The sequence below is a fragment of the Marinilactibacillus sp. Marseille-P9653 genome (assembly GCF_916618885.1).
Lineage (GTDB): Bacteria > Bacillota > Bacilli > Lactobacillales > Carnobacteriaceae_A > Marinilactibacillus.
On the sequence record NZ_CAKAKH010000001.1, the window covers coordinates 119581 to 132690 of the forward strand.

General features: G+C 36.9%; 12 protein-coding genes and 1 pseudogene. 4 read left to right on the forward strand and 9 right to left on the reverse strand.

Annotated features, from left to right (window positions below):
- Positions 1-82 precede the first annotated feature (82 nt).
- From LG377_RS00685 to LG377_RS00705, 5 genes are all read right to left on the reverse strand, one after another.
- Positions 83-1540 (reverse strand): DEAD/DEAH box helicase, encoded by a 1458-nt coding sequence (locus LG377_RS00685; RefSeq protein WP_225742816.1) that lies wholly within the window; start codon positions 1538-1540, stop codon positions 83-85.
- A 195-nt stretch (positions 1541-1735) separates the two neighbouring features.
- Positions 1736-2140: a hypothetical protein gene (locus LG377_RS00690; protein ID WP_225742817.1), complete on the reverse strand. Its 405-nt coding sequence runs from the start codon at positions 2138-2140 to the stop codon at positions 1736-1738.
- 60 nt (positions 2141-2200) lie between these two features.
- Positions 2201-2671, reverse strand: a complete 471-nt coding sequence (locus LG377_RS00695) for a DUF2691 family protein (RefSeq protein ID WP_225742818.1) — start codon at positions 2669-2671, stop codon at positions 2201-2203.
- Positions 2672-2828: 157 nt separating this feature from the next.
- The gene (locus tag LG377_RS00700; protein WP_225742819.1) at positions 2829-3740 is read right to left on the reverse strand and encodes a zf-HC2 domain-containing protein; all 912 of its coding nucleotides are present in this window, start codon (positions 3738-3740) and stop codon (positions 2829-2831) included.
- Positions 3737-4222 (reverse strand): RNA polymerase sigma factor, encoded by a 486-nt coding sequence (locus LG377_RS00705; protein ID WP_225742820.1) that lies wholly within the window; start codon positions 4220-4222, stop codon positions 3737-3739. Before LG377_RS00705 ends, LG377_RS00700 begins: the two co-directional genes overlap by 4 nt.
- A gap of 263 nt (positions 4223-4485) precedes the next feature.
- Between LG377_RS00705 and LG377_RS00710 the strand changes: the two genes are divergently transcribed.
- On the forward strand, positions 4486-4866 hold the full coding sequence (locus LG377_RS00710; protein WP_225742821.1) for a VOC family protein: 381 nt from the start codon (positions 4486-4488) through the stop codon (positions 4864-4866).
- A gap of 156 nt (positions 4867-5022) precedes the next feature.
- On the opposite strand, the pseudogene LG377_RS00715 reads toward LG377_RS00710, so the two are convergent.
- A pseudogene (locus LG377_RS00715) lies at positions 5023-5160 on the reverse strand (SDR family oxidoreductase); the annotation flags it as partial.
- 355 nt (positions 5161-5515) lie between these two features.
- Between LG377_RS00715 and LG377_RS00720 the strand changes: the two are divergent.
- On the forward strand, positions 5516-7411 hold the full coding sequence (locus LG377_RS00720) for a diguanylate cyclase (protein ID WP_225742822.1): 1896 nt from the start codon (positions 5516-5518) through the stop codon (positions 7409-7411).
- Positions 7412-7788: 377 nt separating this feature from the next.
- Positions 7789-9453, forward strand: coding sequence for an IS1634 family transposase (locus LG377_RS00725; RefSeq protein WP_225742823.1), 1665 nt, complete (start codon positions 7789-7791; stop codon positions 9451-9453).
- Positions 9454-9865: 412 nt separating this feature from the next.
- Here LG377_RS00725 and rlmH read toward each other — a convergent pair whose 3' ends face one another.
- A complete protein-coding gene (rlmH, locus tag LG377_RS00730) occupies positions 9866-10345 on the reverse strand; it encodes a 23S rRNA (pseudouridine(1915)-N(3))-methyltransferase RlmH (protein ID WP_225742824.1) in 480 nt (159 codons plus the stop codon).
- Positions 10346-10356: 11 nt separating this feature from the next.
- Complete coding sequence (locus tag LG377_RS00735) at positions 10357-10788, reverse strand: MarR family winged helix-turn-helix transcriptional regulator (protein ID WP_225742825.1); 432 nt, start codon at positions 10786-10788, stop codon at positions 10357-10359.
- 122 nt (positions 10789-10910) lie between these two features.
- Here LG377_RS00735 and LG377_RS00740 point away from each other — a divergent pair, with 122 nt between their 5' ends.
- On the forward strand, positions 10911-11333 hold the full coding sequence (locus LG377_RS00740; RefSeq protein WP_305067539.1) for an organic hydroperoxide resistance protein: 423 nt from the start codon (positions 10911-10913) through the stop codon (positions 11331-11333).
- Positions 11334-11787: 454 nt separating this feature from the next.
- Here LG377_RS00740 and LG377_RS00745 read toward each other — a convergent pair whose 3' ends face one another.
- Complete coding sequence (locus LG377_RS00745) at positions 11788-12981, reverse strand: S1C family serine protease (protein ID WP_225742826.1); 1194 nt, start codon at positions 12979-12981, stop codon at positions 11788-11790.
- Positions 12982-13110: the final 129 nt, after the last annotated feature.

Genomic DNA, 13110 nt, shown 5'->3' on the forward strand with positions numbered 1-13110 from the left:
TAGATAAAAATTAAGATAGTATAAAACACATTATTTTTCATTAGTTGAAAAATAATGTGTTTATCGCAAAGCACGCTTCTATTTACTTACGTGCTTTATTTACTTTTAAATTTTTTCCTTTAATTGTGCGGTTTTGCATTTCGGAAATGACATAAGTCCCTTTACCATTCATGATTTCGATATAGGTAACATTTTCCTGAATCGTAATAATCCCTATATCTTCAGCTGACACATCTCTGATACTCGTTAATGTCCCAACGAAATCAATAGCGCGCAGTTTTTTCTTTTTCCCACCGTTAAAGTAAACTCTAGTGATGTCCTTATTCAACTCTTGATTACGGGCGATTTTAGGTGCAATACGTGTGTTTATTTTCTTTTCAAAAGCTGCCTTGGCACGAGTAACTGTACGTTCGTTAGGAGCCGTTATTTCCGTAAGCTCTTGATTACCATCAAATGTATAGTCACGAACTTCCTGCCAGCGTCTTCTGTCAGTATTACTGACCATCGTTAAGGCTAGTCCTGTTTTACCTACTCGACCGGTTCGGCCTGTTCGGTGCGTATAGCTCTCTTTTTCAACAGGAACATCATAGTTTACAACGTGTGTCACATTGTCGATATCAATTCCACGAGCAGCTACATCTGTCGCCACCAAGTAACGTAGTTTTCCAGAACGGAATTCATCCATTACATCCAAGCGGTCATCTTGATCCATACCACCGTGTAACTTATCGACTGGCAGATCGGCTTCGTCCAAATATTTTACAACAGAGTCTACTGCGTCTTTGGTATTACAAAAGATGATACAGCCATCTGGGTTCTCAATCGTTAGTAAGTCTAAAAGCAGTTTTTCCTTAGAAGACTCTTCTACGTTAATATAAGAGTGTAAAATCTTAGGCGTGTTTTCCACTGATGCTTCCATTTTCACAGAAGCTCGGTCATCTCTCATGTAAAAGCTAGCTAAACGATTGATTTCTGATGACATTGTCGCAGAAAATAGCATCGTTTGGCGTTCTGTCGGTAAATGGCCAATAATTTCTTCTACCTGTTCAATGAAGCCCATATTCAACATTTCATCGGCTTCATCTAAAACCAAGCTGCTGATTTTATCGACTACCAATGTACCTTCTTTTAGATGTTCTAAAATACGGCCCGGCGTGCCAACTACAATGTGACTTTTTTGTTTCAATTCAGATTTTTGTATTTTAAAAGGCGACTTACCAAACACCGCAGTAACCTTTATCCGCTTCAATCGACCTACATTCATAAGATCGTCTTTGATTTGTAGCGCTAATTCCCTAGTTGGAACTAAGATCAAAGATTGCGGTTTGTTTTCTTCCCACTCTACTTGTTCACAAAGTGGAATACCAAAAGCAACGGTCTTTCCACTACCTGTCTGAGACTCGACAATAACATCCTGTTTCTCTAAGGCCAATGGAATAACCGCTTCCTGTACCGCTGTCGGGTGGAAGTAACGTAAACTCGTTAATGCTTTTGATATTTCTGGGCTAATTTCAAATGTTTCAAATGATTGCTTATTCATATTTTCCTGCTTTCTTTTTCTACGCTGAATGATTATAACAGATTCTTCTGTAGTCTAGAGTTTACCACTCTCATTCGAATCAATAAACATTTTTCATGAAAATAAAAAGCAGAAACCACTCTATAAAAGGTTTCTACTTAAGCTCAGTTCTTTGTATTCCCTTGTTTGTTAACTACTTTTTTAGATTGAGCATCCTTAACCTTTATATTTTGTGGAGTTTTCTTTGAGGAATGTGAAATCAAAAAAAGCAATACCGGCAGATAGACCAAAACTTACAGAAAGTGTTTTGATGAGGTCTAGTGATTCAGGCCTAAACATATAGTTGAATCCATAATTCAAAACGCTAAACGACAAAAAAAGAATGATAAACGTAACCAAACTCTTTCTTATGTCCCGCCATTTGAACACTTTCAAATTTTTAATCGTTACTATTGGAATATACAGCACCATAAAAAATGCCAGAAAGACATAGGCTGAAACAAACTTGAACAACAGGTCACTATCTGAATCTATATAAACTATAATAAGTGAAAGAATCGTTGCAATGAAAAACACACCGTACAGAACTTTTGTGAATAGTAATTGCTTGTTTTTTCTCATCTTTATACCTCTTAAATTAGATTTATCGAGCCATTATTCATTTGTAATTCTGCTTGATATTTAAAATGCAATAAGCGTAGTATTTCCATCAATTTCGTCTTCTAAGTAACTCACATTTTCATATCCTAAAATGATTGCTTTTGTATATAAGTTCTCAATCGTCATCTGGTTCTTAGAGTAGATTGTTGTATACGAGGAATCTACCAAATTCAATACAAACTGACAGTCACTTTCCAAAAATTCTTCATATGTTGAGACTTCTTTTGCATCTGAATTCTTTGGAAAGCCTTTTAAGTCACAAAAGATAAGATAGTACTCTTGTTGTGATATCAATTTGTGCAGTTTTTCTCCGCCAATTTTATCCATCTCCCACTCTTCAGAGAAAAGAGAATCTCCTAATGTATTGTTTTGAATTTTATAAGATTCTCCTCCGCCTATCCACCAGTTCATATCTTTTAGATTCGTTTCTTCCAAAATATCAAGTAAATACTTTCCCTGCATATTGGGAATTTCAAAGGATAATCCTTTCATCTCACGACTCCTCTATTGGTACTATTTACCGTAATATTAGTTTAATTTATGTTGGAAAGCTATTACTTTATAAAGATAAAGATTATTTTTTACCTTTACTATTAAATATAAAAATTAGAATTACGTTATATTCTATTAGTTGGCAGTGGCTTCTACTTTATTTAATTTTCTCGATACGGTTTCTTTCTCTGCTTATAGAATAAAGGCTTAGTCCAAGTAACATCAAGGCATATAGTGGCATCGTAATCAATATAATAGCTAGCAAATCTCTTGTTGAATGATAAGAGGCGGAAGACATCCCCATGATGATTAAGTGGGCTATAACATACGCTACAGGCAGTAAAAATGCCTTAAAGGATAGCTCAACAATTTGTTTATGCTGCCTAAACAACAAGACCACGACCAGACATAACCCACTAAATATAATAACTGCTCCAAGATAATAAGATAGATTCAATCGCGGCAAAGTAACTGTTCCCCCATTTGGGTTTTCATCAATCCCATATATTAATTGGTATTCTGACCCGTCATTCTGATCATAATAAACAGATGAGACTATTTCATCTTCTGTGTTTAGCAAAATAGAATCGACCTCGTTCGACTGGAAGAATTCATCTAAACTATTTGTCCAAGTAGTTAAACGATAAGACATATTAGATTCTCCTTCTACCGAATATCGATCCAGTTGATAGTCCGATACCTTCCCACTGAATTCAACAACGACGGAACCATCTGATTGTTCGTCTACTTGAATGATATCTTGGCTATACGGAATGTATTTTGGTTCAGTCACAAAAGCAAAGAAAATGGTAAAAAATAGTAGTGCAAAAACAAAAGTCAGAATGATTGTTACTAATTTTTTCTTTCTTAATGCAGCCTTCACCTTTAGCAAAGGCATAGCGTTAGTATCTAAAGGAGCCTGATAGGGCTGTTTTAATTCATTCAGCATATGTCGACATTCTTCACAGTCTTCCAGATGCGACTCTACCAGTTGGATAGTGTCGTCACTCAGCATACCTTCCGCGTACAATGGAATAAGATCTTTTATAACATCGCAGGATACCTTCATTCGTTCTTCCTCATTTCTTCTCTTATTTTTGTTTTCGCTCTATAGAAAGTCACACAAGCCCAATTATCCGTTTTGTCAAATAGTTCAGCTATCTGTTTGAAACTTAATCCTCCAAACAATCTCAATGTGAAAACTTCCTTGTAAGGTTCAGAAAGCTGATGTAGAACTTTATGTATATTCATCGATTCTTCTTTTGCAAAAACAGTTTTTTCAATATCTGTTTCAGCTTTGATCTCTTCCAGTGAATCAAGTCCCGTCTCCTTTTTAGACTTCCTTAAGTAGGAGTAATAAGTATTTTTAGCGATCTGAAAAAGCCATACACGTATATCGCTCTCACCTTTAAAACTATCCAAGGATTTTAATGCTTTTAAAAAGGTTTCAGACGTAATATCTTCTGCTAGATGCTTGTCTTTGGTTAAGCTATATGCAAAGAAATAGACATCTTTAAAATATAATGAATATATCTCCTCAAGTTCCACCACTTTCTCACCTCCTACGTATAAGACGCATTAACTGTCAAAATCTTACAAACTTTTTTGATAAAACAAAAATTAAGACCTCTATTTTATTGTATAGAAATAAATAGAGATCTTTTTATAGTTTTTATAATGTTTTTTTCTGCGCTATTCTGCCATACATTGGAGTCCTCAAATCATTTAATCCAACAATTGTTTCACTGGTGAAATGTGCGCAGATGACCTATTCATGCTAGAATAAAGATAATAAATTATTGGAGGATGATATTATGGAACAAGCACTTGTTGAAATTTGCCTACGTATTAGAGATCTTGAGGCTACTTTAGACTTCTATACGAATCTATTTGATTTCGAAGTGGCTAGCCACAGAAAATTTCCTGAAAATAAATTTGATTTAGTTTATCTAAACTCTCCCGGTTCTTCTGTACAAATTGAGCTTACTTACAACTACGATGCAGATCCATACACTGTAGGAGATGGCTTCAGTCATCTAGGTGTAACTGTTGGAGACTTAGAAAAAATGCACGAAATCTGTAAAGCTTCTGCTTACGAAACAGGTGAATTAAAAGGACTTTCAGGCGGCACACCGTCTTATTTCTTCGTGACAGACCCTGATGGTTATAGAATTGAAGTCAAGCGCGCAAAATAATTTTTTGAATATTTAAATGAACGCATACTGGCATTTGCCAATTTGCGTTCATTTTTTCTACTTACCATTACTTAATGTATATAAACTACTACTTATGATAAGGTTCACCATGATGTATCTAAATGAGGTTTTTTAATACTTCTTTCAAAAATCCTGTTACTTTGCAGTATAGCCGCCATCAACAAGAAGTGTTGCACCGTTCACAGAACTAGCATCATCGCTTGCTAAGAAAAAAACTGCCTTCGCTATTTCTTCAGGTTTTCCTAGTCTTCCTTGTGGATGAAGAGACGCTAAATATTATTTCGTTTGGGAATCGACATTTGTGAGTAAGTCCTTGTCCCCGGTTAGCACTTAAGCCATAATGGGACTAAGTCAACTTCGTTTTAAGGATTCTTCTGTATAAAATATTTAGGTTTCGATATAGTTGTAGAATAAGTGTAATTAAAGAGGTTGTTCAAAAAGAATTCTTAACACTTCAATTTATTCATCAATTGAAAACTATCTATTTTTGCTATGTTTTCTTTATTACTTTGTTATATGAAATCCATTTCATTTGTTCTGTTTAAAATACATGTGTCTACTGTATATTTATACTTCGTTTTTGACATCTAAGGAATGGTCGCACCAAAAGACGAGGGGAGAGATAAGTGTGGAAAGAATTAAAAAATTCCTTTTATTATTGTTTCTGATGGTGTTTACTTGTTTGACAGTTGCTCCAACTGTTAATTTTGCAGTTCATGGTAATGAGATAACAGCAAAAAATGGGGTACTTGATTTACGTGATATAAATTTTGAAGAGCACAATTATGTAGAGATGAGTGGGGAGTGGGGTTTATATTGGCATAAATTCCTCAAACCGGAAAAGGTACCGGATAATCCTTCAACTTTTGTTTCATTTCCTCATATTTGGAGGGGTTCTGAAATAAACAATGAGACATTACCAGGTGAGGGACACGCCACATATACGCTTAAAATAAAAGTAAATGAGGAGAGCTTATCAACTCCTAAGGGACTTTATGTACCGCTTATTTCGAATGCATCGAAACTATGGATCAATGGGAAATTAGTGAGTCAAATTGGTGAAATTGGTATGAGGTCAAAAGATGAACGCCCAACCTCTAATCCACAAGTCATCGCTCTTGATTTAGATAAGCCAGAATTTGATCTAGTTTTACAGGTTTCCAATTACTCTGAACGAAACGGTGGAATTTGGGGAGAGTTTTTGTTCGGAAATGCAGAAGAGTTAATAAGTATGGCTGAGAAACGAATGCTTAAAGAAATGTTTATTATTGGTGGTTTAACTATTTTCGGATTTTACCATTTTGTTATTTATATTCTACGTAGAACAGATCGAGCTGCTCTCTATTTTGGGATTCTTTGTTTACTAATTGCTCTTCGCTCGCTGATAGTCGGCGAGGTAGTTTTAACCGATCTACTCCCTAATTTCTCTTGGGAATGGCATAGAAAAATCGAATATTGGACGATTTCAATCGCGTTTCCAGTATTTTTATTGTTTCTCAATGCAATGTTTCTTAACTATATTAAAAAATCCGTTTTACAAATGTTCTTTTTTATAAGTTTACTTTATTCTTTATTTGTCTTATTTACACCTGCTAAAGTTTTTTCGTATACGATTAACTTTTATCAACTGATCATGACAGCGATAATGTTGTATGTACTTTTTGAATTGACCAAAGCGTGGAAGCGAAATGTTCCAGGTGTAAGGGTTTTATTAATCTCAACCGTCATTTTTACTTGTACAGCCTTAAATGATGTCCTTTATTACAATGAATTGATTCATACAGGTGATTTTACAAGTGTTGGATTATATATCTTTATCTTTGCTCAGTCCATCGTTCTTGCTATTAAATATGCATCTACCTTTCAAAAAGTTGAAACCCTGTCTATTCGTTTAGGAGAACTAAATAACACCCTTGAGGAAAAAGTGCAAATAAGAACTTCTCAACTGGAGCGATCACAAAATGAACTAAAACAACTGAATCAGAAGCTCGAAATTCTTTCAAACATTGATACTCTAACAAATGTTCCGAATAGACGGTCACTCAACCAAAATTATGAAGAGGTTTGGGAGATAAACAAGGATTTATTGAGGCCAATTACAGTATTTATGATCGATATAGATTGTTTTAAGCTTTTTAATGATACATATGGTCATCAAAAAGGGGATGAGGTACTAAAATTAGTCGCTCAATCATTGAAAAATAGATTGGATATGGTTGGAGGGTTCTTTGCAAGGTATGGCGGAGAAGAATTCTTTGCTTTATTAGATGGGAAATCCGTTGAAGAAGCTGTTGATATAGCTAAAGATATGAATGATGTCATTCATAAATTAAAAATCCAACATAAAACTTCAACGGTTACAGATACAGTAACAATTAGTATCGGAATTGCCCATTCTACTTCTGCAAATCTAGTAGAAAAAGATCAACTAATTAGTAAAGCTGACGACGCTCTTTATCGTTCAAAACAAATTGGCAGAGATTCCATATCATTGTTTTATCAGAATGAAATTAAACATCTGTAACCATCTCGATATTGTTGAGAAAATCTAACATAACAGACTAAATTATATTGGAATTCACAAATATATCCCTGTTCTCTTTTTAAGATGTAATGTACTGACATATTCATTTAAATTTCATGATTATTATCGGTAACTCTTTCTAGCATGTATTGTTCACTATCATTATATTTAATTATTTCTTTTCACTTACAATAGCATGTACACATAAACTCACTTTAAGATTCTTTAATGGAATTTGAATATTGGTAACTGACTTTCCGCATGTCTAATTCTTACAATTAGGAATTTAAGAAGGAGTCCATTTTCTTTTCTCGAATACAAATGATAAATCATGATACGTTTTCGAGAAAGGACGACTTCTATGAATCCACAACAAGATGATCAAACCTATCCATGCCGGTGCGCTACCAATCAGCTTCGCCATGGCCCGGCTTGCTCATATTCAAGAAACCATTGATCAAAGAGTGCAGTGGAGGGAAGACAATACCAAGGTGTCTCCCGGTTTTTTAATCGAAAGCTTAGTTGCCGCCATCATGTCTACACACGGCACAATTCCGCTTGTGCGCTTACAGGAATACTGGCGGGACCAGGACTGGGAATTGCTTTTTCGCCACACATCGATCACGCCGGATCACTTGAATGATGACGCCTACGGACGTGCCTTAGACAAGTTGGCGGATCTTGATTTAGAACAATTGTGCATGGACATCTCCGTGCAACTTCTTCTGAAGCACAAAGAAGACATTCAAGTGATCCACGCGGATACCACGTCAAAATCTGTTCAGGGCGTGTATGATCAGCCTGCAGACGATTCCTTTGTGCTTGCCCATGGGTACAGCAAAGATCACCGGCCGGATCTGAAACAACTGAAAATCGGATTAGGTGTCCAGCAAAAGGGACTTCCATTGTTTGCACAAGTCTTTTCCGGCAATGTTTCTGATCAAAAATGGAGCATACAAGCGATTCAAAAGATGAGTCAGGTTTTCGAAGAAAACGGACAACGAGCACCTTTTGTGCTCGACAGCAGCTTGATTACAAAAGACAATCTTGCGGCTATGGAACAGAAGCAGATCCAATTTCTTTCCCGGATACCTGATACATTCAGTGTAACAGAGTCGGCCAAAGAAGAAGCCATGCGGTCAACGGAATGGAGCGCGTTTCAAACACCAAATGAAAAGGAATACCGCTTGTACACAACTTTCGGAGTACCATGTGCTCAACGAAAAACGATGTATCCACTCACCGTTGTATGGTCCAAGGAATTAGCAACGAAAAAAGAAGGTACGTTGCAAAAAAACTGGGCAAAGATGCAAAAAAAGCTCATGAAAGAACTGAAAAAGAAAGAAAAGCCGCTATTTAGTTGCGGAGCAGATGCACGTACGGCTTTAGATGAAAGTATTCGTGCCATCTACGAGCAAGGATTTGATGTGAAAGGCACTGTCACATCTGTCAAAACATTTTCTCACACTGGACCAGGCCGTCCAAAAAAAGACCGTGTCGCAGAAGAAATGACGACATACGCTTTGTCCTTTAGCGACCTGGCGATTCACCCTGCTTTCGCAGAAAGAGAACGTCACATGGCTTCTTGTTTTGTGTTAATCAGCAGCCCCGATATGACGCACTCAGCCGAAGAAAAGCTGCTTCTTTACAAGAAGCAAAGTCGGGTGGAAACGCGGTTTCGTCTCTTAAAAGATCCGATGGTCTTTCATCGCGTCTACTTGAAAAATCCGACGCGTGTGATGGCGTTGAGCTACGTATTTTACCTTGTGCTCCTGCTTTTATCGTATTTGGAGTACCGTGTTCGGCGCTCATTAGCAGAGCGCCAAGAAGATTGGATTGCGCCCGGCAATAAAAAAACGAAAACACCGTCCGTCAAAGCAATTGTCGAAACATTGGACCGCCTGATGACCATGGCAATCGGCAACGATCGTTATATTGCAGAACCCACACGTCCGCAAATTCACCATGCCGTAGACTGGGCCGGCTTTGATTTAGCGATTTTGATCACGCCGATCATCGAGATGGAACAGCATATTCGCTAAAAGACTATTTTTTAAAAAACAGAGGGGATTTTTGGCTTCCTACCACTTTTTTTCCGAGTAAAAAGAGTGGTGAGAACAGATTTATCGCCTTTATTTTGGGGAAAATCACGTGAAAATGACTTGTTTCTAATGCCTATGTTTCAAAAAACAAAAAATCAAAATTGTATGTTTTTGACATGCGGAAAGTCAGTGGTAATACTTTCTAAGTGGTACTGATTCGTAAACGAAGAGCCTAACCCATTTTGATTAAGATTTAGGCTCTTTCTAGAATTGTTCTGTTAAATTATACGATGGAATGCTAGTTCCTATGCACCATGTTCACTCAGTATTAACTATATTTCTATCCCATCTAATTTAAATTCACAGCATACCTAATACAATAATAATTTTAATGACCTTAAAAAAACCTCATTTACTTATGGTACGGTTCATTCCGCATAATCCTAAATGCACGGTAAATCTGCTCTATCAAAATCAGTCTCATTAGCTGATGTGGGTACGTCATTTTACCGAAGGAGATAGTTTCGTCGCTGCGGTTCATGACGGCTTCGCTTAATCCGAGCGATCCACCGATCACAAAGACGATGCTGCTGTTTCCATGCAGCATCAGTTGTTGGATTTCTTTGGAGAACGATTCAGATGAGCGTTCTTTTGATTTGATCGCAAGCGAAAAAACATAAGCCTGGCTTGGAATTTTTGCAAGTATTCTTTCGCCTTCTTTGTCTTTGACTTGTATCATTTCTGCCGCGCTTAATTCTTCTGGCGCTTTTTCGTCGGGTACTTCAACGATTTTAAATTTTGTGTAAGCACCTAGTCGCTTCACGTATTCTTTGATGCCTTCAATCAAATATTTTTCTTTTAACTTACCTACAGAAATAATCGTAATATCCATTTTATGCCACCTTACTCGCCAAATCGGCCCATCATTTTAGATAAGATTTTTTTCAACTGGAAAAATTCTTCTTCTTCCAAATTGAGATGCTTATAAAAATTAATCGGAATAGAGCCTGCTTTTTCTTCTGCTTCTTTTCCTTTTTCTGTTAAGCTGACCTCAACAACACGCTCATCTGCAGCTGAACGCACCCGTTTAATCAAACCGTGTTCTTCCATTCGTTTCAGCATGGGTGTTAACGTACCTGAATCAAGAAACAGGCGCTCTCCCATTGCTTTTACCGAGATTTTATCTACTTCCCATAAAACAAGTAAGACTAGATATTGGGGATACGTAATATCTAATTCCTTTAATAAAGGACGGTAAATTTTTGTCATTTGTCTTGTTGTGGCATACAAAGAAAAGCACAACTGATTTTCTAATTTTAATAATTCATTTGACATGCTCATCACTCCTAACTTTAATTATATCAATTTATAAAGTAAGTTTATATAGTTTGACTTCTTTAATTAGGTTGTGTACAATCTAATTGTAAGCAAATAATTAATAAGGATAGGTGATTCAAATGTCAAACGCATTATACACTGCAACCTCAACAGCAACTGGTGGACGTCAAGGACATGTCAAATCTTCAGATAACGTTTTAGATTTAGAGCTAACTGTACCTAAAGGACTAGGTGGACGCGGCGAAGAAGGCAAAACCAATCCTGAACAATTATTTTCTGCTGGATATTCAGCATGTTTCGATAGCGCACTTCAATTAGTCGCTGGACAAGCTAAGAAAAGAATCAATTCAACTGTAACTGCTGATGTAAGTATTGCAAAAGTAGGCCAAGGCTTTGGATTAGCTGTTGAATTAACAGTAGAAATCGAAAACGTAACGCAAGAAGAAGCAGAAGAATTAGTTGAAAAAGCACACCAAGTTTGTCCTTATTCAAGAGCAATCGATGGTAACGTAGAAGTTAAGAAAACTGCAATCGCAAAATAAATTATATGACCCAACTATCCAAGACCTGACCTTGTTTCCTCAACAAGATCAGGTCTTTTTTCCACCGTAATTCACACTTATGCACAAAAGTTATCCACATATACACAGGTTTGTTCCCCATATTTTCGCCTAATCACCTTTTTTAAGTGCTTTCTTTTAAATTTTTTGCTCGTTCAAAATCAGTAGTTATGCACAGCGTTTATTATGTTCTAACTCGTTCTTTAAAAGAACTTATACCTTGTTAAAGAAACGTTTGTGTACTAGATACACATCTGTTTCAATAAGTTACGCACAGCCTTTCAGAATTCTGTGGATAACTTTATTTCTATTTATTTTACTGTCTTCTCAATCTACTTCTTATAGTTATCCACAATTCCAAATAGTTACGCACAACGTTATACACACTGTGTACAAAAAGACCTGCAGATTGATCTCTGCAGGTCTCTTTTATATTTTATAATACTTCGTTTGATGCTCTCATATTGATGGTTGTGGTTTCTAATGTACCGTCTCTGTAGTACTCTACTTCAACGTCGTCTCCAACTGTTGTGTCATAGATTTGTTGTCTTAATTCTACCCCATTTGTTACGTCGACTCCATTGAATTTCACGACGATATCATTTTGAGCTAGACCCGCTTCTTCTGCGGCACTTCCACCTGTTACTTCAGCTATCACAACTCCGCCTGTTATATCTTCTGGCACATTGAGCACAGCTTCTCTTTGTTGTTGAGAGATCATCGCAAGATCGACCATGCCAATACCAAGTACAGGGCGTGTAATCTCACCTGAATTTTCTAGTTGATTGATGATATCGACTGCATCGTTACTTGGAATCGCAAATCCCATTCCTTCTACTGTTGAAGTCGAAATTTTCATTGAGTTGATTCCGATAACTTGTCCCGCTATATTAACAAGTGGACCACCTGAGTTCCCTGGGTTAATTGCTGCATCCGTCTGGATCGCTGTCATTTCCCAGTCATACGTTCCGTCTCCGTCTGTATCCACCGGTACAGATCTTTCAACAGCTGAAACGATTCCTGACGTTACAGATGAAGCAAAGTCTGTTCCTAATGGAGAACCAATCGCCACGGCTGGTTCACCGACTTTAAGGTTATTGGAATCTCCAAATTCCGCTACTGAACTAATGTCTTCTGAACTAATCGATAATACGGCCAAATCTGTCCATACATCCGCTCCGATGACTTCTGCTTGTACTCGTGTACCATCTTTCAAAAGAACGTCTACGGCGTCTGATCCGTCAATAACATGATTATTGGTAAAGACATACGCTGTGTCTCCGTCTACTTTGTAAATGGCTCCACTACCGGTTCCGACTGTTTGAAGATCTTCTTCTCCCTCTACCGTGTCATCTTGCGTTCCTCCGTACCAACCATAAGGATTCTGTGCGGCTTGTTGCAAGTTGATAACCGAAACAACTGCATCATCTATTGTACTCACTGCATCTGTAACACCTGAAGAAACATCTACTCTCATTTCTGAAACGGCTACGTCGCCTTCTTCATTGACGTTTCCAGTCTGATTTTCGGTAACACCGTTGTCTTGACCTTGGTTCATTGCATCACAACCAACTAGTAAAGTCGATGTCAATCCAACCACCATTAATGATTTTATATTTAATTTAGACATGTGATCCTTCCTCTCTTCACCACTACTTGCTTTCGATATGATTGTACAATCTTCTTTTGAATTTTATTTGAACAAATGTAGACTAAATCGCTCTATATCAACCGTATTTTATCATATCTTGTGAAGAAT

What these genes read in the sequence shown, in the direction of transcription:
- LG377_RS00685 (WP_225742816.1), bottom strand. Translation starts at nt 1,540, where the DNA reads ATGAATAAGCAATCATTTGAAACATTTGAAATTAGCCCAGAAATATCA.
- LG377_RS00690 (WP_225742817.1), bottom strand. Translation starts at nt 2,140, where the DNA reads ATGAGAAAAAACAAGCAATTACTATTCACAAAAGTTCTGTACGGTGTG.
- LG377_RS00695 (WP_225742818.1), bottom strand. Translation starts at nt 2,671, where the DNA reads ATGAAAGGATTATCCTTTGAAATTCCCAATATGCAGGGAAAGTATTTA.
- LG377_RS00700 (WP_225742819.1), bottom strand. Translation starts at nt 3,740, where the DNA reads ATGAAGGTATCCTGCGATGTTATAAAAGATCTTATTCCATTGTACGCG.
- LG377_RS00710 (WP_225742821.1), top strand. Translation starts at nt 4,486, where the DNA reads ATGGAACAAGCACTTGTTGAAATTTGCCTACGTATTAGAGATCTTGAG.
- LG377_RS00725 (WP_225742823.1), top strand. Translation starts at nt 7,789, where the DNA reads ATGATCAAACCTATCCATGCCGGTGCGCTACCAATCAGCTTCGCCATG.
- rlmH (WP_225742824.1), bottom strand. Translation starts at nt 10,345, where the DNA reads ATGGATATTACGATTATTTCTGTAGGTAAGTTAAAAGAAAAATATTTG.
- LG377_RS00735 (WP_225742825.1), bottom strand. Translation starts at nt 10,788, where the DNA reads ATGTCAAATGAATTATTAAAATTAGAAAATCAGTTGTGCTTTTCTTTG.
- LG377_RS00740 (WP_305067539.1), top strand. Translation starts at nt 10,911, where the DNA reads ATGTCAAACGCATTATACACTGCAACCTCAACAGCAACTGGTGGACGT.
- LG377_RS00745 (WP_225742826.1), bottom strand. Translation starts at nt 12,981, where the DNA reads ATGTCTAAATTAAATATAAAATCATTAATGGTGGTTGGATTGACATCG.